Raw genomic sequence first — 23812 nt, 5'->3', positions numbered from 1 at the left:
CAGATCGCAATCATACATAGTACAACTGAATCCTGCTTAAGGGGGTGTTCGGCATCGCCCGCTTGCCAAAAAAAGATCGCCAGTCTCGCTTGGTGCAGTATCTGGCGGATAACCCATTTGCGACGGACGAAGATCTGGCTGAGTTATTTCATGTCAGTATTCAAACCATACGTTTAGACCGACTGGAATTAGGGATACCGGAGCTGCGTGAACGTATCAAGACAGTCGCAGAGAAAAGTCTTGATCCTGTAAAATCATTGGGCATCGATGAAATCATAGGTGAAATGGTTGATTTGCAGCTTGATTCACAGGCTATTTCCGTATTGGAAATAAAAGAAGAACACGTTTTCTCCAAAACACAAATTGCCAGAGGGCATTATATATTTGCTCAGGCCAACTCGTTGGCAGTAGCAGTAATTAACGCAGACGTAGCGTTGACAGCTACGGCGAGGATCCGCTTTGTCCGTCCTGTACGAACAGGGGAAAAGCTGGTTGCCAAAGCAGTGGTGAGAAGCCGTAACGGCGACGAATGCAAGGTGCGCGTAGAGACGAAGGTCCAAGGTGAACTGGTCTTTACCGCAACCTTCCGGGTAGTTGAAATGTCGAGCTACCATAACAGCATGGATGACGAGTAAGGAGGAATCACGGTTGCGAATTGCAGTGGATGCGATGGGCGGCGATCACGCACCGAAGAGTACCGTATTAGGGGCGCTTGCTGCCATCAAGGAAAACCCGGCCATTACAGTTGTATTGGTGGGAGATGAACAGGCTATTCGGAACCATTTGCCGCAGGATATTCCGGCAAACATTGAAATCGTTCCTGCAGCGGAAGTGATTTTGCCAGATGATGAACCGGTTCGAGCTGTTCGGCGTAAGAAGAATTCTTCGCTGGTCGTAGCAGTTGAGATGGCGCGCGAGAAAAAAGTCGACGCGATGATTTCGGCAGGAAATACGGGCGCTTTAATGACAGCGGGCTTGCTCTACGCAGGACGCATGGATGGAATCGAGCGCCCGGCGCTTTGTGCCTATATCCCGAATTCAAAAGGCCGCGTAACACTGACGCTAGACGTCGGAGCCAATATGGATGCCAAGCCACATCAGCTCGTACAATACGCGGTGATGGGGAGCTTGTATGCTGAGAAAGTGTTGGGCTTTGAGCGTCCGACAGTAGGCTTGCTCAATGTCGGGACGGAAGAAGGAAAAGGAAACGAATTGACGAAAGCTGTTTTTCCTCTCCTTCAAGAAGCTGACTTGAATTTTGTAGGAAATGTGGAAGCACGCGATGTTATGCAAGGAGCCTGTGATGTGCTCGTATGCGACGGCTTTGTAGGAAATGTTTTGTTAAAAGCCGTAGAGGGTGCAGCCTCCACAATCTTTTCGCAGTTGAAGCAGGAGTTTACTTCCAGCCTGATTAATAAGCTAGGAGCGGCCATTCTGAAACCTGGATTGGTTCGTTTTAAAAAGAAAATGGATTATGCGGAATACGGTGGAGCTCCCTTGTTGGGATTGAAATCCCCTGTGATCAAGGCTCACGGTTCCTCGAATGAGCGTGCAATGAAAAACGCGATCGTCAGTGCTACGCGGTTTGTTCAGCAGGACGTGAACGAGGTTATCCAGCAATCATTACAGAAAAATACTTTGGGAGAAAGCGAGTGAAGCAGATGAGTGCAAAGCGTTCAGTAGGGATTTTGTCTACAGGCTCTTATACACCGGAGCGGGTATTGACGAACTTTGATCTGGAGAAAATGGTGGAAACCTCTGATGAGTGGATTGTTTCCCGTACTGGAATCAGAGAACGCCGCATTAGCTCACCGGAGCAAGCTTCTTCCGACTTGGCTTACGAGGCTGCCAAAGCTGCTCTCGAAAAAGCAAACATCAGTGCGGAACAGCTGGATATGATCATTGTCGCTACCGTAACACCTGACATGTCGTTCCCGTCTACTGCTTGCTTGTTGCAAGAAAAACTGGGTGCTACACGCGCCGCTGCAATGGATCTTTCCGCGGCTTGCACAGGCTTTTTGTACGGAATTACGACAGCGACTCAGTTCATCCAAAACGGTTTGTATAAAAAAGTGTTGGTCGTAGGCGTTGAGACCTTGTCCAAAATTACGAATTACAAAGATCGAAATACATGTGTGTTGTTTGGAGACGGCGCGGGTGCGGCTGTTATCGGTGAAGTTACCGAGGGCTACGGCTTCCAGTCCTTTGAGCTCGGCGCAGATGGATCAGGCGGTTCACTCTTGTGCATGCCGGCAGGTGGCTCCAGAACGCCTGCATCTGTTGAGTCTGTGGAGCAAGGACTGCATTATCTCTACATGGCAGGCGGAGAAGTTTTCAAATTCGCCGTTCGCGTGATGAATTCTGCAACAGAGGCTGTCTTGTCCAAAGCGGGCGTATCGAAGGATGAGATCGACCTGTTAGTGCCGCATCAGGCAAACAAACGCATTATCGACTCTGCTGTACAGCGTTTTGGTCTGTCTGAGGATAAAGTTGCGATCAATCTAGATCGCTATGGAAACATGTCCTCTGCTTCTATTCCTGTAGCACTGGATGAAGCAGTAAAGGCTGGTCGCGTAAAAGAAGGCGATAACCTGATTCTGGTTGGGTTTGGTGGCGGCTTGACTTGGGGAGCGACGCTCTTGAAGTGGTGCACAACCCCGGCAGAAGGGAGCAAGTAGGAATGGGAAAGGTAGCCTTTGTTTTTCCAGGGCAAGGTTCACAATTTGTAGGAATGGGGCAAGCGCTCTCCGAACAATCGGAAGCGGCCCGTCACATATTTGAGCAGGCTGATGAAGCGCTCGGCTTTTCCTTGTCGGGACTGTGTTTTGCAGGACCAGAAGAGGAATTGAAGCTGACCGCAAACACACAGCCAGCTATTTTGACAGCAAGCATCGCTGTTATGGCAGCATTGAACGAAAAGTTGCCTGACTATAAACCTGCGTTCGTCGCAGGTCACAGCTTGGGTGAGTATTCCGCTTTGGTTGCAGCTGGGGCCTTGTCCTTTGCAGATGCAGTCAAAACTGTGCGAGCTCGTGGTCAGTTCATGGAAGAGGCAGTGCCAGCGGGACAAGGTGCGATGGCTGCTGTCTTGAACATGGATCGCGCAGCACTGCATGCGGTTTGCGAAGAAGTAACGGCATCTGGACATCCTGTTCAATTAGCGAACATGAACTGCCCAGGCCAAATTGTCATCTCTGGTTCAGCTGAAGGTGTGAAGCTGGCCGGTGAAAAAGCGAAGGAAGCTGGCGCAAAGCGTGTCCTTCCATTGAATGTAAGCGGGCCGTTCCACTCGAGCTTGATGCAGCCGGCAGCAGATAAACTGCAAGCTGTTTTGGCTGGCGTTACGGTACAAGAAGCGGCAGTGCCTGTCGTGGCAAACGTAACAGCTAGGCCAGTATCTGAGGCTACAATCATTGTAGATCAATTGGTTCAACAAGTTTCCGCTCCAGTTTTGTGGGAGGATTCTGTACAATGGATGGTCGAAGCAGGTGTGACCACTTTTGTAGAAATCGGTCCAGGAAAAGTTTTGGCCGGTTTAATCAAGAAAATCGCACCAGCGGATACGACGATTATCTCTGTGCAGGACATGGATTCACTTACTGAGCTTTTGAACGGAGGGGTACTATGTTAACTGGAAAAACAGCACTGGTCACAGGGGCTTCCCGTGGTATCGGGCGTGCGATTGCATTGAAGCTGGCAGAAGCTGGCGCGAATGTAGTTGTCAATTACGCAGGTAGTGAAGCGGCAGCGAGTGAAACTGTTGCCCTTATTAAAGAAATGGGCCGCGATGCCATTATGATTCGCGCGAACGTTTCTTCTACAGAAGATGTCAACGAGATGTTCAAAGCAGCTTTGGAACATTTTGGTGTGATCGATATTCTCGTGAACAATGCGGGAATTACTCGCGACAACCTGATCATGCGTATGAAAGAAGACGAGTGGGATGATGTGATTGCGACGAATCTGAAGGGTGTATTCAACTGCGTAAAAGCAGCGACTCGCCCGATGATGAAGCAGCGTTCAGGCAAAATCATCAACATCACTTCTGTGGTAGGTGTTTTGGGGAACGCAGGACAAGCAAACTACGTGGCGGCAAAAGCTGGGGTTATCGGCTTGACGAAGACGGCTGCTCGTGAGCTGGCTAGCCGTAATATTACGGTGAATGCTGTTGCGCCAGGATTTATCGATACAGAAATGACTGCTGTATTGCCGGAAGATGTCAAAGCAGGGCTCACAAGCCAAATTCCGCTTGCCCGTTTGGGACAAACAGATGATATCGCATCTGTCGTGCTGTTCCTGGCATCCGACGCAGCCAACTACATGACAGGGCAGACCCTGCACGTAGACGGCGGAATGTACATGTAGGAAGAAAACCTCAAACGAGCGTTTTTACGAGAACTGGTTTTTTGAAAGCTCATCCACTATAATACGGGAGAGGGGGTGAAGCAAGATGGCAGATACTTTGGAGCGTGTAAAGAAAATCATCGTCGATCGTCTGGGTGTAGATGAGTCCAAAATTACTTTGGAAGCTTCTTTCAAAGAAGACCTGGGCGCTGACTCCCTGGATGTGGTTGAACTCGTAATGGAACTCGAAGATGAGTTTGATTTAGAGATTTCCGACGAAGATGCTGAAAAGATCACTTCTGTTGGTGAGGTTGTTAAATACATAGAATCTCACAAGTAGGTTGATCTGTTGGAAGTCCCGTACCATACGGGACTTCTCCTTCAATAGTCACCTGTACATAATCCAAATAAATACACGTTTTGCATGCAGTGAATGTTAGAAGCTGACTGCTGACTTTCATATAGAGGTGATTGCAATGAAACGCAGAGTGGTGATTACTGGCGTTGGTGTCGTTTCTCCAGTAGGGAATGACGCACAGACTTTTTGGAACAGCTTGCTGGAAGGAAAATCAGGCATTGACCGTGTGGCTGCCTTTGACGCTTCTGATTATCCAACACAAATTGCAGGCGAAGTGAAAAACTTCGATCCTGAGCAGTATATGGACAAGAAAGAAATCCGACGTACAGACCGATTCGTTCAGTTTGGATTAGCTGCTGCCAAAATGGCTGTAGAAGATGCAAAACTGGAGATCACGCCAGAAAATGCGGAACGAGTGGGTGTATACATCGGGTCCGGAATCGGTGGTCTGACTACATGGGAAGAACAGCATTCCGTCTTGTTGGAAAAAGGACCACGTCGTGTGAGTCCATTCTTTATTCCGATGCTAATTGCGAACATGGCGTCTGGTGCAGTATCCATTCAATACGGTGCAAAAGGACCAACCTCCAGTGCGATTACCGCTTGTGCGACAGGTACAAACGCAATCGGTGAAGCACTGCGTTTGATCCAGTTCGATCACGCAGATGTCATGATCGCAGGTGGAGCAGAAGCAACCGTGCGTCCAATGGGATTTGCAGGCTTTTGCTCAGCGAAAGCGATGTCCACCAGAAACGATGAGCCACAAAAAGCAAGCCGTCCGTTTGATAAGGATCGCGATGGCTTTGTAATGGGCGAAGGTGCTGGTGTTCTGATTCTGGAAGAGCTCGAGCATGCGAAAAAACGTGGAGCAACGATCATCGCGGAACTCATTGGCTACGGGATGAGTGCAGATGCGCATCATATTACTTCTCCATCTCCTGGTGGCGAAGGAGCTGCGCGTTGCATGGCAAGCGCACTGAAAGACGCTGGCGTTGACCCAACAGAAGTTCAATATATTAATGCACATGGTACTTCTACTGGCCAAGGAGATATCGCAGAAACACAAGCGATCAAGACTGTATTTGGCGAGCACGCATACAAATTGGCTGTCAGCTCGACCAAATCGATGACAGGCCATTTGCTGGGTGCTACTGGTGGCGTCGAGGCAATCGCGACGGCATATGCGCTACGTGATCAAATACTGCCTCCAACAATCAACTTGGAAAACCCGGATCCAGAATGTGATCTGGACTATGTTCCGAACCATGCGCGTAAGGCGACCGTCAATGTGGCTGTTTCCAATACATTTGGATTCGGCGGTCACAACGCAACGGTAATCCTGAAGCGATACGAAGCATAAATGAGCCCTACTGATAGAAAAAGTAGGCAGTCTCCTGGAATGGTGGTGAGGGTGATGAATTTTGCACAGCTGCAAGAAACGATAGGCTTTCGCTTTCGCGATGAAAGTGTTTTGCGGCAGGCATTCACCCATTCTTCCTACGTGAACGAGCAACGCGGCAAACGAATATCAGACAATGAGCGGCTAGAGTTTTTGGGGGATGCTGTGTTGGAGTTGACCGTCTCCCAGTTTTTGTATAAAACTTTTCCGAAGATGAGCGAAGGGGAAATGACAAAGCTGCGTGCAGCCATTGTCTGTGAGCCTTCTCTCGTCAAGTTTGCTGAACTGTTGAATTTTGGCGATCTCGTATTGCTGGGAAAAGGGGAAGAGCTGACAGGTGGACGTCAGCGACCAGCCTTGCTAGCGGACGTTTTTGAGGCGTTTGTAGGTGCGCTTTACTTGGATCAGGGGTTGGAAGCAGTCTTTTCCTTTATGGAAAAATACGTCTACCCGCGCATTGACAAAGGAGAGTTTGCCCAGGTAACCGACTTCAAGAGCCAGTTGCAGGAATTTGTTCAACAAGACAATCTGGGAGACATCCATTACCGAATTGTAGAAGAAAAAGGACCAGCTCATAATCGAGAGTTCGTATCTGAGGTGCTATTGAACAATCGTTCGCTTGGCATCGGCTCTGGCCGCTCCAAAAAAGAAGCGGAACAGCAAGCTGCTGCACGAGCATTGGTCAAGCTGGGGGATAAATAATCACTCGTCAGCGAGAAGGGCTGCATCATCTGCTACAAGATGGTGCAGCTTTTTTCTTTCCGGTGGGAAACAGAGGGAAAATACTGCGAGATGACCGCTATCTATGATACACTTACCTACAGATGACCATGTAGGCTCGTAGTAGGTAGCTCCTGTTCGATGCAGGGGCTTCTTTTCGGGTACCATCCGATCCTTGCATGTTTGTAAGTCTGTCCATTTGGCAGGCAGTCTTGGATGGTTTCTTAAGGAGGACCGTACGTATGTATTTGAAACGCCTGGAGCTGGCTGGATTCAAATCCTTTGCCGATCGCACGGAATTGGAATTTGTACCAGGGGTAACAGCCGTAGTGGGACCGAATGGAAGTGGGAAAAGTAACGTTTCTGATTCGATCCGCTGGGTGCTGGGAGAACAGAGCGCGAAGTCGTTGCGTGGAGCGAAAATGGAAGACATTATTTTCGCGGGTAGTGACAAGCGCAAGCCAGTGAATTTTGCAGAAGTGACACTCACCTTAGACAATACAGATCGTTCGCTCGATGTGGAATATTCGGAGGTATCCGTTACCCGCAGAGTGTATCGTTCTGGTGATAGTGAGTACTACATAAACAACAGATCCTGCCGTCTAAAAGACATTATGGAGATGTTCATGGATACCGGGCTGGGGAAAGAAGCGTATTCGATTATCGGCCAAGGTAAAATTGAGGAAATTCTCAGTACCAAGTCCGAGGATCGCCGCGGAATATTTGAAGAAGCAGCCGGAATCGTCAAATACAAAACACGCAAGCGCGAGGCGGAGAAAAAGCTCGATGACACCGAGCAAAATCTCGTGCGTATTCACGATATCGTCAGTGAAATTACGGAGCAAATCGGACCTTTGCAAGAGCAAGCTGAAACAGCCAAGACGTACAAGGAGCTTCATCGCAAGCTGGTTGAGCATGAAGTAGCTCTTTACGTGCAGCAAATTGAAGTAGCTCATACGAAGTGGGAAGCAGCCACTGGACGCGTAGAGGAACTCAAGCATCTGTTAATCGGACAAACGACCGAAGCATCCAAGCAAGAAGCTGATTTGGAGCAGGCGCGTTTTCATGTCACCCAAATCGACCAATCGATCGAAGAACTGCAACAAGTGCTTTTGACAGTTAGTGAAGAGACCGAGAAAGTCGAAGGACAACGTGAGGTATTGCGGGAGCGTATGCGTAATCTCAATGCCAATCGCCAGCAGACGATGGAGCAGATGCATCGGATTACTGAGAAGCAGCACGGTCTTGAGGCCGAACTGGCAGAAGAACAAGAGCGGGCCAAGGAAGCGGATCGTCGCATGACCGAAGCCCACGCTTCACTGCAAGAAGCAGAAGGTCAATTTTTTTCCATGGTGCAATCACTGACAGATGACGTGGAGCGTTTGAAGAGTGATTACTTCGAAAAGCTCAACGAAATGGCGAATCTGCGCAACGAAAATCGTCATCAAGAGCAGCTTCTCAAGACAAGCGAGGCCAGAGTCGAACGTCAATTGTCTGGAAAAAAACAGCTCGATGATGAAGAAGAGCAGCGTCTAGCTCAGTTGAGCCAACTCCAGGATCAGCTGGAGAAGATCGTTTCTACCATTCAAGAAACCGGCGTTAGATACAAAGAGCTAGTCGAGGGCATGCGCGAAGGACAAGCCCGCCTTGAAACAGCCCGTCGAGAGCTGCGCCACTGGGAACAAAAGCGGGAAGCAGCGAAGTCCCGTTTTGACCTGTTAAAAGAAATGCAGTCGGAGTTCGCAGGGTTTCAGCAAGGGGTAAAAGAAATTTTGAAAGCACGCGAGCGGGGCTTCAAAGGGATCCATGGAGCAGTCGCTGAGCTCGTTGTCGTGCCACAGCAATACGAGACAGCGATGGAAGTCGCATTGGGTGGCGCACTGCAAAACGTCGTCGTGGACAACGAAGCATCTGGGCGTGCAGCCATTGCTCACTTGAAGCAGCATAATGCAGGTAGGGCAACCTTTCTACCGCTCGATGTCATCCGTCCGCGCACCTTGCAGGCAAGCGATAAGCGCCAGCTGGAGGAAGAGAGTGGAGTCGTCGGAATCGCGAGTGAGCTCGTGACCTTTGAGGAAGCGTATCGACCCATCCTCGAAAGTTTATTGGGCAATGTCATCATTACGGAAAAGCTGGAGCAGGCAAACCGTGTGGCCCGTACGCTTGGCTACCGCTACCGCGTCGTGACGCTGGAAGGCGATATCGTGAATGCTGGCGGTTCCATGACAGGGGGTGCCTTGAAAAAGAACAGCACAAACCTGCTTGGACGCAACCGTCAATCAGAAGAGCTGGAAGCGCAGCTGGTAGAAATCGACCAGGCAATTTCTGGGCATACTACCCTTATGGAGCAGCTAACGAAAGAACTGGCGCAAATGCAGCAAGAGCAAGAAGCTCTGCGGACAGAGGGCGAAAGTTTGCGACTGAAAGAACAGGAAGTAAAAGGGCTCTTGCAGCAAAAAGAATCGGAAGGCAGATCCTTGGGCGAGCGAGCAAAGCTAGTTGAGCAAGATATTGAAAGCTATCGCCGCGAGATGGAAGAAGCTAAACGAAAGCAAGAGCAGCTGCAAACTTCTTTGACTGCCATGGAGCAAGAGGAAAAAGAGCTCAGTGAGCAGATCGCAGAAGCTGAGGCGAAACGCCAAGAGCAGCTCGAATCCAAAGAAGAAATGAATCAAAAAATAACAAGTCTCAAAGTGCTAAATGCGCAGGTCAAGCAAGAGTATCAATCACGCTTGGAGCAAACAGAACGCTTGCTGGAGCAAAAAACCCAATTGCAGCACGAATGGGAAGAACAAAACGCGAACTTGGCATCTCTTGATGAACTGGAGCGTACGAACGAATCGTCCGGGCTTGAGCTGGATCAGCGCATTAGCGAATTGCGTCAGGATAAAGACCGTGTAGCTGGCTTGATTCAAGAGCGGCGAAGTGAGCGGGCCACTCTCTTTTACAAACAGGAGCAAGTGGAACAGCAGGTCAAGGAAATCCGCCGCGAGGTCAAATCGCTCGAGGAAAAGCTTCATCAGGAAGAAGTAAAAGTCAATCGTAACGAGGTAGAGCTCGATCATCTGTTGAATAAACTCTCCGAAGAATACGAAATGAGCTACGACCTGGCGAAGCAAAAATATCCGGCACGTGGCGAGATTCAGGAAGAGACACAAGTGGTCAATCGTCTGAAAAAGCAGATTGGGGCACTTGGCACTGTGAATCTTGGTGCGATTGAGGAATATGAGCGCTTGTCAGAGCGTCAGCAGTTCTTAAGCTCGCAGGAAGCTGATTTGAATGAAGCAAAAGACATGCTCTATCAAGTGATCCAAGAAATGGACGCAGAGATGTCCCGCCGCTTCAAAGAAACATTTGATGCGATCTCGGAGCAGTTCCGCGACGTGTTTGTCCAACTGTTTGGCGGAGGGCGCGCAGATCTTGTGCTCTCCAATCCAGATAATCTGCTAGAGACAGGCATCGATATCGTGGCGCAGCCACCTGGCAAGAAGCTGCAAAATCTTGCGCTCTTATCCGGGGGCGAACGTGCTTTGACTGCGATGGCCTTGCTATTTGCCATCCTGCGTGTGAAGCCAGTGCCATTCTGTGTATTGGATGAGGTAGAAGCCGCTTTGGATGAGGCAAACGTTAATCGTTTCGCCGAGTATATGCACCATTTCAGCAACCAGACGCAGTTTATTTGCGTCACACACAGAAAAGGCACAATGGAGAGCGCAGACGTGCTATACGGTATCACGATGCAGGAGGGCGGCGTGTCCAAACTCGTCTCCGTGAAACTGGAGGACAGTGACAAATTTATCGAATCAGCCTCTTAAACGGATTTGCCATTCAATTGATACTACCCGCAAAGGAAGATGAACATGAGTTTTTTCAAGCGCCTTCGTGATGCTATTGTCCAAAAATCCGAAGAGGTCACCCAGAAGTTTACGGATGGTTTGGCGAAAACGAGAGACCTGCTAGTAGAAAAAGTAGAGGATCTGGTACGTCGCTACAAAAAGATCGACGATGACTTTTTCGATGAATTAGAAGAAATTTTGATTACATCCGATGTGGGCGTCAATACCGTAATGGAGCTCATAGACGACCTGCGGATAGAGGTGCGCAAGCAAAAAATCGAGAATGCGATCGACCTGCAGCCGATTCTCTCAGAAAAACTGGTTGCCCTTTTGAAAAATGATGATGCTGCGGATACGGCTCTGAACGTAGAGGACGGTCGTCTGAACGTCATTTTGTTCGTAGGGGTCAATGGAGTAGGGAAAACAACCACAATCGGTAAAATGGCGCATATGTTCAAGCAGCAAGATAAAAAAGTGCTGCTGGCAGCAGGTGACACATTCCGTGCAGCAGCGATTGAACAGCTAGAGGTTTGGGGAGAGCGTGTAGGAGTTGACGTAATCAAGCAGCAACAAGGCTCTGATCCGGCTGCCGTGATCTACGATGCGATTCAGGCAGCGAAATCCCGACAGGTCGATGTGCTGTTGTGCGATACCGCAGGTCGCTTGCAAAACAAAGTCAATCTCATGGAAGAGCTGGCGAAGGTACATCGCGTATTGCAACGCGAATTGCCAGGAGCTCCGCACGAGGTTTTGCTAGTTTTGGACGCTACCACAGGGCAAAATGCGCTTTCGCAGGCGAAAACGTTTGGTCAGTCTGCTGGAGTAACAGGTTTAGTCCTGACCAAGCTGGATGGTACAGCAAAGGGCGGTATCGTCATTGCGATTCGCAACGAGCTGAACATTCCGGTGAAATACGTAGGGTTGGGTGAAAGAATGGATGACTTGCAGCAGTTTGATCCTGAGCAATTTGTTCATGCGTTATTCGCTGGATTGATTCAAAAAGATGAAACAGAAGAGCAGGAAAATGCGTAAAAACATAGTGTTTCAAAGATAAAAAAATGATGTCAATAAAAAACCTTGACACTAGGTGTGGAATTAGGTACTATAATCTACGTGCTGTAAAGAAAAAGTCTTTACAGTTTGAAACGAGTACCTCATAGCAAAGGATTGGTTTCATGTTAGAAAAGACCAATCAAGTCAATCTCTTGTTTGACTTTTACGCGCCGCTACTCAAGGGCAAGCAGCGAGAATATCTTGAGCTGTATTATCTGGACGATTTATCGCTCGGAGAAATTGCCGAGATGCATGAGGTCAGCCGCCAAGCTGTTTATGATCATATCAAGCGGGCAGAGAAGCAACTGTTTGAATATGATCAGAAGCTTCGCCTCGCTGAACGTCATGAAAACCGCATGGACGTGTTGAATCGCATGAACGAACTTGTAAATGAGCTTTCGGAGAGCGAGACAAGAGACGAGCTGAACACTTTGCTCCACCAACTGTCAGAGATGGATTAGGAGGGCTCGCATGGCGTTTGAGAGCTTAGCCAATCGGCTGCAAAACGCGTTTGACAAACTGCGCGGCAGAGGGAAAATAGACGAGACCATCGTGAATGAAGCGATGCGTGAAGTTCGTCTGGCCCTGCTGGAAGCAGACGTTAACTTTAAAGTAGTAAAAGACTTCGTTGCTCGTGTCAAGGAGCGCGCAGTCGGTCAGGAAGTCATGAAAAGCCTGACGCCTGGTCAAATGGTGATCAAGATCGTGAACGAAGAGCTGGTCGCTCTGATGGGTGGCAACGTCGCTCAGCTCACGATGGCGCACCGCCCGCCGACCGTCATCATGATGGCAGGTCTGCAAGGGGCAGGTAAAACAACCACAACCGGTAAGCTGGCCAAGTATTTGCAAAAGCAAAACCGCAAGCCGCTTCTGGTAGCGGGAGACATTTACCGTCCTGCTGCGATCAAGCAGCTTCAGGTTTTAGGGGAGCAACTCAATGTTCCCGTCTTCACTCTCGGTGATCAAGTCAGTCCTGTCGAAATCGCTCGCCAAGCGATTGAACACGCGAAGACGAATCATCTCGACGTAGTCCTCATCGATACCGCAGGTCGCCTGCATATTGACGAAGCGCTGATGGACGAGTTGAAACAGATTCGCGAGGTAACCAAGCCCGATGAGATTTTGCTCGTCGTGGACGCGATGACAGGTCAAGATGCCGTCAATGTAGCAGAGAGCTTTAATAGCCAGCTCGAACTGACTGGTGTGGTTCTCACAAAGCTCGACGGTGATACCCGAGGCGGTGCGGCACTATCCGTCAAAGCTGTCACTGGCAAGCCGATTAAATTCGCGGCCATGGGTGAAAAGCTAGATGCGCTCGAACCGTTCCATCCGGATCGTATGGCTTCCCGTATTTTGGGTATGGGGGACGTACTCAGCCTGATTGAAAAAGCACAGGCATCCGTGGATGAAGACAAAGCACGCGATATGGAACGCCAAATGCGTCAAGGTGAGTTTACCTTCGACATGTTCTTGGATTCCATGCAGCAGCTTCGCAACCTGGGTCCTTTTGAAGACATTCTCGGCATGCTGCCAGGAATGAACAAGATGAAGGGCAAAATGAACGTGGATGAAAAGCAGATTGCCCGCGTTGAAGCGATCGCCAAATCCATGACCAAACAAGAGCGCGCGAATCCTGATTTATTGAATGCCAGCCGTCGCAAGCGTATCGCAAGCGGAAGCGGAACGAGTATTCAAGAAGTCAATCGATTCCTCAAGCAGTTCGAGGAAATGAAAAAGATGATGAAGCAATTCTCAGGCGCTGCTGATAAGATGGTCAAGAAGTCGAAGAAAAAAGGCTTCGGATTACCTTTCATGGGAAAAGGCGGAGGCAACAACCAGGGCGGGATGAACTTACCCTTTAACTTCAAGCCACCGTTCAAGTAAGTAGGCATGATCTCTCGCGACACTGACTTGTCAGCTGGACGCGATGGTTCAGATATAGTAGCACCAACGCAGATGTTCTTCTCGCGTTGATTAATACAGGAGGTGACACAACATGGCAGTAAAAATCCGTCTGAAGCGTATGGGTTCCAAGAAAGCTCCTTTCTACCGTGTAGTAGTAGCTGACTCCCGTTCCCCACGCGATGGCCGTTTCATTGAAGAAATCGGTTACTACAATCCGGTTGCTCAACCGGCAGTGGTGAAAATTGATACCGACAAAGCGGTACAATGGATCCTGAATGGTGCAGCTCCAACTGATACCGTTCGTAACCTTCTCTCCAAAGAAGGCGTTATGGCTAAAGTGCACGAAACCAAATACGGCAAGTAAGTCGGTCATCTGGAGGTTTGATGATGAAAGCGCTGGTCGAAACGATCGCTAAAGCTCTCGTCGATCATCCGAATGAGGTTCGTGTTAACGCAGTGGACAAAGAGCGAACTCTCGTCTTTGAATTGTCGGTACACCCTGATGATATGGGGAAGATTATTGGCAAGCAAGGTCGAATCGCGAAAGCCCTGCGCACGGTCGTGATCGCCGCATCCGTGGAAACGGACAAGCGTGTCACGGTTGAAATTGTATGAGAAAAGGCTGGGAGCTTTCCCAGTCTTTTTTCTAGTATCCAAGATGCTCATAAACCATGATGGTTTTTCCGAAAGGAGTGGCGAAGGTGCTTACTATATTTCGGACGGTACAGGTTAAACTGATCATTACGGAAGCATCACGGGCTGCTCTCATTGATCAGTATAGCCAACGACTTCGTTTGCAGCGTAAAGAGTGGGAGCAGTGGCAGTTTCAATCGAAAAAGCTATTAACCGAGGCGAAGAAAAAGTCTGCGGATACATATGCGTTGGCGCAGGAAAAAATCGCGCAGGAAGAGCGTCGACGCAAGGAAAAGATAGATCACCTGACATATACCCTCCAGCAGGTAGAAAATCTCCCGGAGGGAAGCGAGATCGATTATCAGACTGTTCAAAGCCCTGTCACGATCCAAGAGGGCGATGTCTGGGATGAAATGATGTCCGGAACGGAAATCATGATAAAAGATGGCCTGGTACATGAAATTCGGCTACAAACGAAAAATGGGATCAAAGAAAAGGGGAATGAACACGTTGAGCCAAAATAGCTTTTACGGGGTAGGCAAACTGGTTAATACGCATGGCCTGCGTGGTGAAGTACGTGTAACACCAACGACTGACTTTCCAGATCAGCGCTTTCGCAAAGGAAATGAGCTGTACTTGTTCCATCCGACACTCAGTGAGCCGCTAAAATTGAAAATCGCTTCCCGTCGCCCGCATAAAAACTTTGAGATCGTGAGCTTTCATGGCTTTGAGCATATTAACGATATCGAAAAGTACAAGGGCGGAGAGTTGAAGATTCCAGCGGAAGCGCTGATGGAATTAGAAGAGGACGAGTTCTACATTCATCAGCTCGTCGGCTGCGTCGTCGTAACCGACGAGGGCGAAGAACTGGGGAAAATCGTGGATGTCATGCAGCCAGGAGCAAACGATGTGTGGGTAGTGAAGGGGAAACGCGGAGAAATCTTGTTGCCGTATATCGATGAATGCATCAAGGAAGTGGACATCACGAACAAACGTGTGGTCTGCCATCTGATGGAAGGCTTGCTGTAGGAGGAACTTCAGATGCGGATCGATATTTTTACGCTCTTTCCCGAAATGTTTACAGGTGTTTTGTCCAGCAGCATTTTGGGAAAGGCAAGCGAAAAAGAACTGGTTGATTTTCATGTCACCAATTTTCGTGATTTCTCCGAGAGCAAGCACGGTACGGTAGATGACACCCCTTATGGCGGTGGCGGGGGAATGGTCTTGAAGCCTGAGCCGTTGTTCCGGGCCGTAGAAGGCTTGACGGGAGAGAAAAAACCGCGAGTGATTTTGATGTGTCCACAGGGTGTGCCTTATCATCAGAAGTTGGCAGAAGAGTTAGCGCAAGAGGAGCATCTTGTCTTCATTTGCGGTCATTATGAAGGGTACGACGAGCGAATTCGTGAGCATCTCGTCACGGATGAGATCTCGATTGGTGACTACGTTCTGACTGGGGGAGAACTTGCGGCGATGGTCGTCATTGACAGTGTCGTTCGTTTGCAACCAGGAGCGTTGGGAAACCAGACATCAGCCGTTGAGGATTCCTTTTCAACAGGACTGCTCGAGTACCCTCATTACACAAGACCGGCAGAATTTCGCGGCTGGAAAGTGCCAGATGTACTGTTGTCAGGGCATCACGCCAATATTGAAAGCTGGCGGTTAAAAGAATCACTGCGTCGAACAAAAGCACGGCGTCCAGATTTGTTAGAAAAGCTGGCGCTGACAGATGAAATGAAAAAGCTATTGGCTGAATTGGAACAGGAAAAAAAGTAGGGAACAATAGGAGAAGAGTCTTGTAGTTTTGTGCCCGCTGTGTTAATATATTTCTTGTGGCAATTTTGCCCGCTGACTAAGGCGGTCCGCTACTCGTAACGCAGCCAAAGCGGCTGGACCTACGGGTTAGACGAGTAAGAACGTCTATCGGAAGGAGGAAATTCAAATGAACCAAATTATCCGTGAACTGGAAAAAGCGCAATTGAAACAGGACATTCCTGCGTTCCGACCTGGTGACACTGTTCGTGTACACGTTAAGGTTATCGAGGGTCAGCGTGAGCGTATCCAGCTGTTCGAAGGCGTATGCATTCGCCGTCGCGGTACAGGTATCAGCGAAACATTTACAGCTCGTAAGATTTCTTACGGCGTAGGTGTTGAGCGTACATTCCCAGTACACACGCCTAAGATCGACAAGATCGAAATCGTGCGTCATGGTAAAGTACGTCGTGCGAAACTGTACTATCTGCGCGATCGCGTAGGTAAAGCAGCTCGTATTAAAGAAATTCGTCGATAAGCGTAACGCTTAGAAAGAGGACTGGCCTGCTTGCCAGGCCTCTTTTTTCCATTTAACGATCTTGAAATAAAATAGTTCATCTTGACATATGTTACAGCTAAGGTTGGACGAGCTTTCATGGGAGGATCGTAAGTCATGAGCGAAGAAATTACCTCCAGTCATAAGAAGAAAAATGAACTATGGGAATGGATAAAGGCACTTGGGATCGCTTTAATCTTGGCGTTTTTCATTCGTACCTTTTTGTTCGCCCCGTTTATTGTAGAAGGCGAATCCATGGAAAGTACATTACATAACAGCGAAAAGTTAGTTGTGAACAAGGCTATTTATTTTTTGCAAGATCCGACACCTGGTGAAATCATCGTGTTCCATGCGGAAAAGGAGCGAGATTACATCAAAAGAGTCATTGCTGTTGAGGGTGATACAGTAGAGGTCAAAAACGACCAGCTGCTGGTCAATGGCAAAGTGGTAGAGGAACCGTATCTTGCACAATCAAAAGAACAAGCGAAGCAGCAGGGAGAGCCGTTCTTTACCCACGATTTTCCCCCGGTCCAAATACCAGCAGACCATATCTTTGTGATGGGCGACAACAGGTTGAACAGTCATGACAGCAGAGCCATCGGTCCTGTTGCCGTCAGTACGGTTGTTGGTAGAGCTGAATTTACATTTTGGCCGGTTGCGGGAATTCGCTTGACAAGATAACGTAAAGCTTCAAGGTAGGTGAGACATCATGACGATCCAATGGTTTCCTGGCCATATGGCTAAAGCACGTCGTCAAGTAACGGAAAAGCTGAAATTAATTGATGTAGTCATCGAGCTTCTCGATGCACGTCTGCCGCTTTCCAGCCGCAATCCGATGATTGACGAGATTGTCAGTGATAAACCACGTTTGATATTACTTAATAAAGCAGATTTGGCGGATGAACGGGCAACAGATGAGTGGATCGCTTATTTTCGCAAGCAAGGCATTCGCACATTGCCGATTGATGCCCTGAGTGGAAAAGGTGTCAGCAAGCTGCCAGAAATGTGTAAGGAGCTAGCTGCTGACATGCTGGCAAAGCGCAGTGAGCGGGGGATGCAAGGTCGTGCCATTCGCATTATGATCTTGGGGATTCCCAATGTCGGCAAGTCTTCCCTCATTAACCGCCTGTCCAAGCGCTCAGTAGCGGCAACAGGTGATCGTCCGGCGGTAACCAAGGCGCAACAATGGGTGAAAATGGGCGATACACTGGAGCTTCTCGATACGCCTGGTATTCTTTGGCCGAAATTTGAAGATCAGATGGTAGGTCTGCGATTGGCGGCAAGTGGGGCAATTAAAGACGAGCTCATCGATTTTACGGAGGTAGCATTATTTGTTATCAGCTACATGATGCACTACTATCCGGAACGCCTGATCGAACGCTTCAAGCTAAAAGAATTGCCTGAGGATCGAGTAGAAATGCTCGAAGAAATCGGGAAGAAGCGCGGATGCCTCGTTTCTGGCGGAAATATCGACTACGACAAGGCAGCGGAAATTTTCCTGCGTGAGCTGCGTTCCGGCAAGCTGGGAACGGTCTCTGTCGAGCGCCCGATTGACTGGGAAATGGACGAACCGATTGGTAAGCCAGTATCTTTTCCAGAATAAAACTTTCCAGCCATCAAAAACCTGTCTATCGACCTATACGGTAGGCAGGTTTTTTACTATGAGGATCGGTAAGGAGAAATGAGTCAATGAATCTAGCGGATATGTCGATAAAAGAAATACGAGTGACGATGGAAAAGTTGGACGAGGTACCCAAAGATTTTTTACAATTGCTGAAAGAAGATAAAAGAGCAGGTGTACAGGCTTTGGCGAAGCAGACGGAGGCAGCGATTGCACGTCAACAAAAGCTCGCACAGATGTGGACTGACATGACCGTCTATGAGAAAGCCATGTTTGATAAGGGACATCAATACATATTCGGGATTGATGAGGTTGGGAGGGGGCCATTGGCTGGTCCAGTTGTTGCATGTGCCGTGTGTCTGCCAAAAGATTTTTACTTGCCTGGCCTGAATGACTCGAAGAAGATACCCGTATCTACTCGGGAGGCTTTTTGCGAAATCATTCAAAGAGATGCACTTGCTGTGGGAATCGGCATTGTCGATGCTGCAAGAATCGATGCGATCAATATACTAGCTGCTACAAAAGAGGCGATGAAGCTGGCGATCCAACAGGCAAGTATCGCTCCAGACGTATTACTGATTGACGCCGTACAGCTAACCGGAATGAATTGCGAGCAGGTTCCGATTATCGGGGGAGATGCCAAAAGCGTTTCAATTGCAGCCGCATCGATTGTAGCGAAGGTCACCCGTGATCGATTGATGGCCCAGTATGCCGAAGAGTATCCAGCCTATGGCTTTGACAAACACGCAGGCTACGGCACCCCAGAGCATCTGGCAGCAATCTCTCGATTTGGACCTACACCGATTCATCGCAAGACTTTTACTGGTGTAAAAGAACACGCCTAACAAGTGCTAGTTACATACAAGCTACAGGAGGAGGATCTGCATGTTTTCCCCGTCGCAACTTATTCAATCATTCGTGCAAAAAGCACCCATATCCGCTCCGAAGCCGGTTGAGCTTACTCCCGGACAAGTGTTTAAAGGCACGGTAATCAAGAATTACCCGGACAATATGGCGCTCGTACAAGTCGGGGGAATGCAGGTTCAGGCTAAAATGGAGGCAAGTCTGGAACCGGGCCAAAAAGCTTGGCTGCAAGTCCAGCCATCAACAGGTGTCGTCACGTTGAAGGTTTTGGATAGTGCCGGTGAAGGAGCTGGCAAAGACGCATCTCTAGACGGGCTAATGCGATCACTAGGGATTGCCGATACAAAAGAGAACAAAGCGATCATGCAAGCGCTGCTTGGTGCCAATCTTCCTGTGAATAAGGAGACCATACAAGCTTTTTCAGCCGTTGCTGGGCGATTAGGCGTAGACAATGCCACGATTGAGGCATTCATGACTGCCATGAAACGAAATTTGCCACTGACCCCTGATACAATCGCAGGACTCAAAGCTTTTTTATCGGACAAGCCAATGGGGCAGCTCATACAAAACCTGCTTCAGCAAGCCTCGCTCTTTTTAGAAGGGGAGGGCCAACCTTCACAGATGACAGGGCAGGTGCCTCAAAGCCAATCACAGCAGGTCCCCGGACAAGCTAATGCAGCAACGGGAGATGTCAAACAGCTTGTTAGTCAGTTAAAAGAAAAGTTGACGGGACTCTCTATACTTATCGCGGGCAACGATGGTGCAGATGAGGGAATGGCAGTCAAACAAATGCAACAAGGAAATCAGCCCAATCAAGGTGCTTCGCAGAATGCGACTGGAGGAAACCAGACACAGCCGCTGCCTACGCAGAGCGGTCAGCCTTCATCGCAAGTTCAAACATCGCCTCAACCATCAATGGTGGCTCCAAGTAACATACCAACGCCATCACAACTTGGTTCATCAACTGTTCCTACTGAGACAGTGTCTACACCAAACACTGCCGCTAAACAGGTAGACTCGCAACAAAACGCCATGACCGGAAAGAGTAATCAGTTGCTGCCTAACCAGACCAGTGGTCCAAGCATCGATTCAAAGATTGCTCGAAACGAGTCCTTGTCTACTCCTCAGTCATTACAGATGAATCAGGACCGCGTCCAAAACAAGCAGATGGCGGAGCAAAGGGCTGTAGTGAACGACGCGGGGCAAAAAGTCGTACCACAAATGATGTCTCAAGCAGCTGGTGCAGCGAATGGAGCCACAGCTGCTAATCCGATTGCAGAATTGTTTCGTCATTTAGGCGTAACCCACGAGAGAGAATTGATGGGCCAGGCATTTTCACAGGGAGCGATCGATTCGCATTCATTAAAGCAGATGGATACAGTTAAATCCCTCTTGCTTCAAATCAGTCAAGCGCCAGCTCAGGCAATGCCATCCGGCTTGCGTGAAGCAGCAGATCAACTGCTGCAACAAGTGACCGGACAACAATTGATGATGGTACAGCCCTCTAACCAAGCTTTGTCTCAAATCGTCATGCAAATTCCGATTCGCCAAGGTGAAGGGGATGAGACGGCTTTTGTCCAAATCGAATCGAAAAAGAAAGGCTCTGGACAGCTTGATCCGGAGAACTGTCGTCTTTTCTTTCATTTGGAACTCCAAGGTATGGGGACAACGATGATTGATGTAAGCATCGTGAATCGAATCGTTAACCTGCAAATTTTTAACGATACGCCATGGGTGGAAGCACTCATTCAAGGGGCCAAGGATCGTTTTGCTGACCAATTACAGGACGTTGGCTACCATCTATCGGCTATGCGAGTCCAGCCAGTCCCGGCCGAGCGCGGGAAGTCGACAAGTCCGATTCAAACCAAAGGCCCCATCCTGGCTGACTATAAAGGGGTTGACCTCCGCGTATGATGCCGCCATCCCCTTCAGAGCAAAAACGCAAACAGGCAGTTGCACTAAAATATCAGGCGGGTACCATGGAAGCGCCAAAGGTCGTGGCAAAAGGAAAAGGATACGTAGCTGACAATATACTGAAGACAGCGAAGGAGCATGATATACCGGTACAGGAGGATCCATCACTTGTAGAGGTTTTGGGCAAGCTGGATTTGGATCAACAAATACCGCCGGAGCTGTATCAAGTTGTGGCAGAAATCCTTGCTTTTGTCTATCGGATCGATAAAGGCGGAGGAACCAAATAATGAGTGATCGCCGTCGTCTTCTTGGTCAAAGAGGAGAACAGCTTGCAGAAGGATATTTAGTGAACAAGGGTTTCCGCATTGTCGAGCGAAATGTTCGAACAAAACGTGGGGAAATGGATTTGATTGCTCTAGACGGAAAATGCTTGGTTTTCATTGAGGTTCGAACGAGGAGAAGCCAATCTTTTGGAACGGCAGGCGAGTCCATTACTTGGAAGAAGAAACAGAAGCTGCGTGAGCTTGCCCTCGAATACTTGCAAAAAAGCGCACAGCCAATCCCGTCCTTTCGTTTTGATGTCATCGCAATTTACACCGGTGCATCAACGCAAGGTGAAGACTTCATGAAGCCTGTCATTGAGCATTATGAGAGTGCTTTCTAGGAAAAACGGGCTCTTGACCACGGATATATTGGGGATACGTCTACAGCATCAGTCGCAGAGCCAGCGTACTATGTACTGTACTCGACGCGATGAAACTCCTCCAAGCATCAATATCCGCTTTCCGGCTCAAAAGCTGGGAAGCATTTTTTTTGATGAAAAGGATCGATTCGTACAGACAAGCCCATAACTCGTGTCAATTTTGCTTATGAATCCGGGATATAAACAGTTGTTTAAAAGAAAAACAAATATTTTTCAAAAAAAAAGCTGATTTGGTGTGACATTTTTCCATCTCATTCGTCAATAGAAGTATAGGAAATAATTTGGAGGTAAAAAACATGAAAAAGATTAAGAACAATCTAATGAAAAACGTCTCCTTAGCAGTAGCAGCTATTTGTACTGTTCAGTTTTCAGTTACTGGCATTGCTTCTGCACAAGTTGCGACACCACAATCTATTCAAGCTTATAGCATGGTAGCAAGTACTAATGGGTTGAAAGCAAGCGTAGGCTCTTTGAACGTCACGATTGGAGACACAGAAACCATTCGCCTTACTTATAATGGCAGCCCTATCGATAACGCATTGGTTGATTGGGAAATTGGCAGCTCCAGCATCGCTTCTGTTAGCAATGGGATTGTGTACGGTAAGAAAGTAGGAACGACTGTTGTTACTGCTAAATACAACGGTTATCGCGCTACAGTTAGAGTGACTGTTGACAGAGCGCAGACTCTCGAAGCGACGAAAACAGAGGTTTCTGTTAAAAAAGGTAAAAAGACAAACGTTAGTTTGAAATTTGCGGGCAGCAGTATCCCTGGATCAAAAGCAACTTGGAAAACCGCGGATAAAACTGTAGCAACTGTTGACGATGGTGACATTAAAGGTGTAGGCGAAGGAAGCACAGTTATTACTGCGAGCTACAAAGACCAAGAGGTAGAAATCCACGTTGATGTTGAAGGCGGCGGAAATTCAGACGGTAAACTGGAAGCAGATGTTACCAAACTGAAATTGGAAAAAGGCGATAAAGAAACCATTAAGTTGACATATGACGACGATAAACTTTCTGGTTCAAAAGCAACCTGGAAAACTTCAAAGTCCTCTGTAGCAACCGTAAACGATGATGGTGTCGTTACTGCTAAAAGCAAAGGTACAGCAACGATCACTGCAAAATACAAAGGCTACGAAGTAGAAATTGAGGTTTACGTAGATACAGACAGTTCTGGTAAACTGGAAGCAGATGAAACCAGCATCTCCCTGAAAAAAGGCGACAGAGACACGATTCAGCTAAGATATGATGATGATAAATTGTCTGGATCAAAAGCAACTTGGAAAACATCCAACTCCAGCGTGGCAACAGTTGATGATGGTGTCGTTACGGCAAAAGGCCAAGGAACAGCTACCATTACAGCATCATACAAGGGCGATAAGGTCGAAATTCGTGTAAAGGTCGATTACAACAACTCCGGTAAACTGGAAGTAAACGACAGCTCGATCTCTTTGAAAAAAGGGGAAAGAGAAACATTAACATTGAAATATGATGGTTCCACCATTAGCAACTCGAATGCATCTTGGTCCACATCCAAATCCTCAGTTGCAACAGTAAGCAGCTCTGGTACGATTACAGCAACAGGTAAAGGTAAAGCTACCATTACTGCTCAATACAAAGGCGAAAAAGTAGAAATTGAAGTGACTGTCGATGGCTCCTCCTCAGGAGATCTGGAAGCAGACGAAACGAAAATCACCTTGAAAAAAGGCGAGAAAGAAACTGTAAAACTGAGATATGATGGCGACACCATTAGCAATTCAAAAGCAACCTGGAAAACTTCTAAATCTTCCGTAGCAACTGTTAGCAGCAGTGGTACAATTACAGCAAAAGGTAACGGTACGGCAACGATTACAGCTACGTATAAAGGTGAAAAAGTAGAAATTGAAGTAAAAGTTGGCTCCAAGAGCTCAGGCAAGCTGGAAGCAGATGACACAAGCATTTCCATGAAAAAGGGTGACTCCGAAAAGATTACGCTCACCTATGATGGCGATGACATCAGCAGCACGAAAGCTAAATGGAAGTCCGATAAAACTTCCGTAGCTTCCGTATCCAGCAGCGGTGTGGTAAAAGCTAAAAAGAAAGGTAAGGCCACTATTACAGCTGAATACAAAGGCTATGAAGTGGAAATCGAAGTAACGGTAAAATAATGGTTGATAA

At 48.2% G+C, this 23812-nt stretch carries 25 protein-coding genes; all 25 read left to right on the top strand.

The annotated features are described in order from the left end of the window. Positions 1-44 precede the first annotated feature (44 nt). The 25 genes from fapR to BBR47_RS18070 all read left to right on the top strand — a co-directional run bounded on the left by fapR (position 45) and on the right by BBR47_RS18070 (position 23802). The gene (gene fapR / locus BBR47_RS18190; RefSeq protein WP_015891900.1) at positions 45-635 is read left to right on the top strand and encodes a transcription factor FapR; all 591 of its coding nucleotides are present in this window, start codon (positions 45-47) and stop codon (positions 633-635) included. Between the two features lie 13 nt (positions 636-648). Continuing rightward, positions 649-1656 carry a phosphate acyltransferase PlsX gene (gene plsX, locus BBR47_RS18185; protein WP_015891899.1) on the top strand — a complete coding sequence of 336 codons (1008 nt, stop codon included), beginning with the start codon at positions 649-651 and terminating at the stop codon, positions 1654-1656. Between the two features lie 5 nt (positions 1657-1661). Further along, on the top strand, positions 1662-2678 hold the full coding sequence (locus tag BBR47_RS18180; RefSeq protein ID WP_015891898.1) for a beta-ketoacyl-ACP synthase III: 1017 nt from the start codon (positions 1662-1664) through the stop codon (positions 2676-2678). 2 nt (positions 2679-2680) lie between these two features. Continuing rightward, on the top strand, positions 2681-3631 hold the full coding sequence (gene fabD, locus BBR47_RS18175) for an ACP S-malonyltransferase (RefSeq protein WP_015891897.1): 951 nt from the start codon (positions 2681-2683) through the stop codon (positions 3629-3631). Further along, complete coding sequence (fabG, locus tag BBR47_RS18170; RefSeq protein ID WP_015891896.1) at positions 3625-4365, top strand: 3-oxoacyl-[acyl-carrier-protein] reductase; 741 nt, start codon at positions 3625-3627, stop codon at positions 4363-4365. Before fabD ends, fabG begins: the two co-directional genes overlap by 7 nt. A gap of 85 nt (positions 4366-4450) precedes the next feature. Then, positions 4451-4684, top strand: coding sequence for an acyl carrier protein (gene acpP, locus BBR47_RS18165; protein WP_005834336.1), 234 nt, complete (start codon positions 4451-4453; stop codon positions 4682-4684). Between the two features lie 136 nt (positions 4685-4820). Continuing rightward, entirely contained in the window at positions 4821-6062 is a 1242-nt protein-coding gene (gene fabF / locus BBR47_RS18160) for a beta-ketoacyl-ACP synthase II (protein ID WP_015891895.1), read from the top strand. Between the two features lie 54 nt (positions 6063-6116). After that, positions 6117-6803, top strand: a complete 687-nt coding sequence (gene rnc, locus BBR47_RS18155) for a ribonuclease III (protein WP_269446205.1) — start codon at positions 6117-6119, stop codon at positions 6801-6803. A 260-nt stretch (positions 6804-7063) separates the two neighbouring features. Continuing rightward, positions 7064-10636: a chromosome segregation protein SMC gene (gene smc, locus BBR47_RS18150; protein WP_015891893.1), complete on the top strand. Its 3573-nt coding sequence runs from the start codon at positions 7064-7066 to the stop codon at positions 10634-10636. Between the two features lie 45 nt (positions 10637-10681). Then, positions 10682-11689 (top strand): signal recognition particle-docking protein FtsY, encoded by a 1008-nt coding sequence (gene ftsY, locus BBR47_RS18145; RefSeq protein WP_015891892.1) that lies wholly within the window; start codon positions 10682-10684, stop codon positions 11687-11689. Positions 11690-11832: 143 nt separating this feature from the next. Next, the gene (locus BBR47_RS18140; protein ID WP_015891891.1) at positions 11833-12171 is read left to right on the top strand and encodes a putative DNA-binding protein; all 339 of its coding nucleotides are present in this window, start codon (positions 11833-11835) and stop codon (positions 12169-12171) included. Between the two features lie 10 nt (positions 12172-12181). Further along, positions 12182-13594 (top strand): signal recognition particle protein, encoded by a 1413-nt coding sequence (gene ffh / locus BBR47_RS18135; RefSeq protein WP_015891890.1) that lies wholly within the window; start codon positions 12182-12184, stop codon positions 13592-13594. Positions 13595-13706: 112 nt separating this feature from the next. Next, entirely contained in the window at positions 13707-13979 is a 273-nt protein-coding gene (gene rpsP, locus BBR47_RS18130) for a 30S ribosomal protein S16 (protein WP_007719713.1), read from the top strand. Positions 13980-14002: 23 nt separating this feature from the next. After that, on the top strand, positions 14003-14230 hold the full coding sequence (locus BBR47_RS18125; RefSeq protein WP_007719711.1) for a KH domain-containing protein: 228 nt from the start codon (positions 14003-14005) through the stop codon (positions 14228-14230). Positions 14231-14316: 86 nt separating this feature from the next. Then, entirely contained in the window at positions 14317-14772 is a 456-nt protein-coding gene (locus BBR47_RS18120) for a YlqD family protein (RefSeq protein WP_015891889.1), read from the top strand. Continuing rightward, positions 14750-15277, top strand: a complete 528-nt coding sequence (rimM, locus tag BBR47_RS18115; RefSeq protein ID WP_015891888.1) for a ribosome maturation factor RimM — start codon at positions 14750-14752, stop codon at positions 15275-15277. The genes BBR47_RS18120 and rimM overlap by 23 nt, the downstream gene beginning before the upstream one ends. Before the next feature lie 12 nt (positions 15278-15289). Next, a complete protein-coding gene (gene trmD, locus BBR47_RS18110; RefSeq protein WP_015891887.1) occupies positions 15290-16021 on the top strand; it encodes a tRNA (guanosine(37)-N1)-methyltransferase TrmD in 732 nt (243 codons plus the stop codon). A 166-nt stretch (positions 16022-16187) separates the two neighbouring features. After that, complete coding sequence (rplS, locus tag BBR47_RS18105) at positions 16188-16535, top strand: 50S ribosomal protein L19 (RefSeq protein WP_015891886.1); 348 nt, start codon at positions 16188-16190, stop codon at positions 16533-16535. Positions 16536-16670: 135 nt separating this feature from the next. Beyond that, positions 16671-17234, top strand: coding sequence for a signal peptidase I (gene lepB, locus BBR47_RS18100; protein ID WP_015891885.1), 564 nt, complete (start codon positions 16671-16673; stop codon positions 17232-17234). Between the two features lie 28 nt (positions 17235-17262). After that, positions 17263-18156 carry a ribosome biogenesis GTPase YlqF gene (gene ylqF / locus BBR47_RS18095; RefSeq protein ID WP_015891884.1) on the top strand — a complete coding sequence of 298 codons (894 nt, stop codon included), beginning with the start codon at positions 17263-17265 and terminating at the stop codon, positions 18154-18156. 86 nt (positions 18157-18242) lie between these two features. Continuing rightward, a complete protein-coding gene (locus BBR47_RS18090; RefSeq protein ID WP_015891883.1) occupies positions 18243-19019 on the top strand; it encodes a ribonuclease HII in 777 nt (258 codons plus the stop codon). A 40-nt stretch (positions 19020-19059) separates the two neighbouring features. After that, positions 19060-20952 carry a hypothetical protein gene (locus tag BBR47_RS18085; RefSeq protein ID WP_015891882.1) on the top strand — a complete coding sequence of 631 codons (1893 nt, stop codon included), beginning with the start codon at positions 19060-19062 and terminating at the stop codon, positions 20950-20952. Continuing rightward, positions 20949-21239 carry an EscU/YscU/HrcU family type III secretion system export apparatus switch protein gene (locus tag BBR47_RS18080; RefSeq protein ID WP_015891881.1) on the top strand — a complete coding sequence of 97 codons (291 nt, stop codon included), beginning with the start codon at positions 20949-20951 and terminating at the stop codon, positions 21237-21239. The genes BBR47_RS18085 and BBR47_RS18080 overlap by 4 nt, the downstream gene beginning before the upstream one ends. After that, complete coding sequence (locus tag BBR47_RS18075) at positions 21239-21616, top strand: YraN family protein (protein WP_015891880.1); 378 nt, start codon at positions 21239-21241, stop codon at positions 21614-21616. Before BBR47_RS18080 ends, BBR47_RS18075 begins: the two co-directional genes overlap by 1 nt. Before the next feature lie 335 nt (positions 21617-21951). After that, positions 21952-23802: an Ig-like domain-containing protein gene (locus tag BBR47_RS18070; RefSeq protein WP_015891879.1), complete on the top strand. Its 1851-nt coding sequence runs from the start codon at positions 21952-21954 to the stop codon at positions 23800-23802. The last annotated feature ends 10 nt before the right edge of the window (positions 23803-23812 follow it).

Source organism: Brevibacillus brevis NBRC 100599 (assembly GCF_000010165.1).
Classification (GTDB): Bacteria; Bacillota; Bacilli; order Brevibacillales; family Brevibacillaceae; genus Brevibacillus; species Brevibacillus brevis_D.
This window is presented reverse-complemented; position numbering and strand designations above follow the sequence as displayed.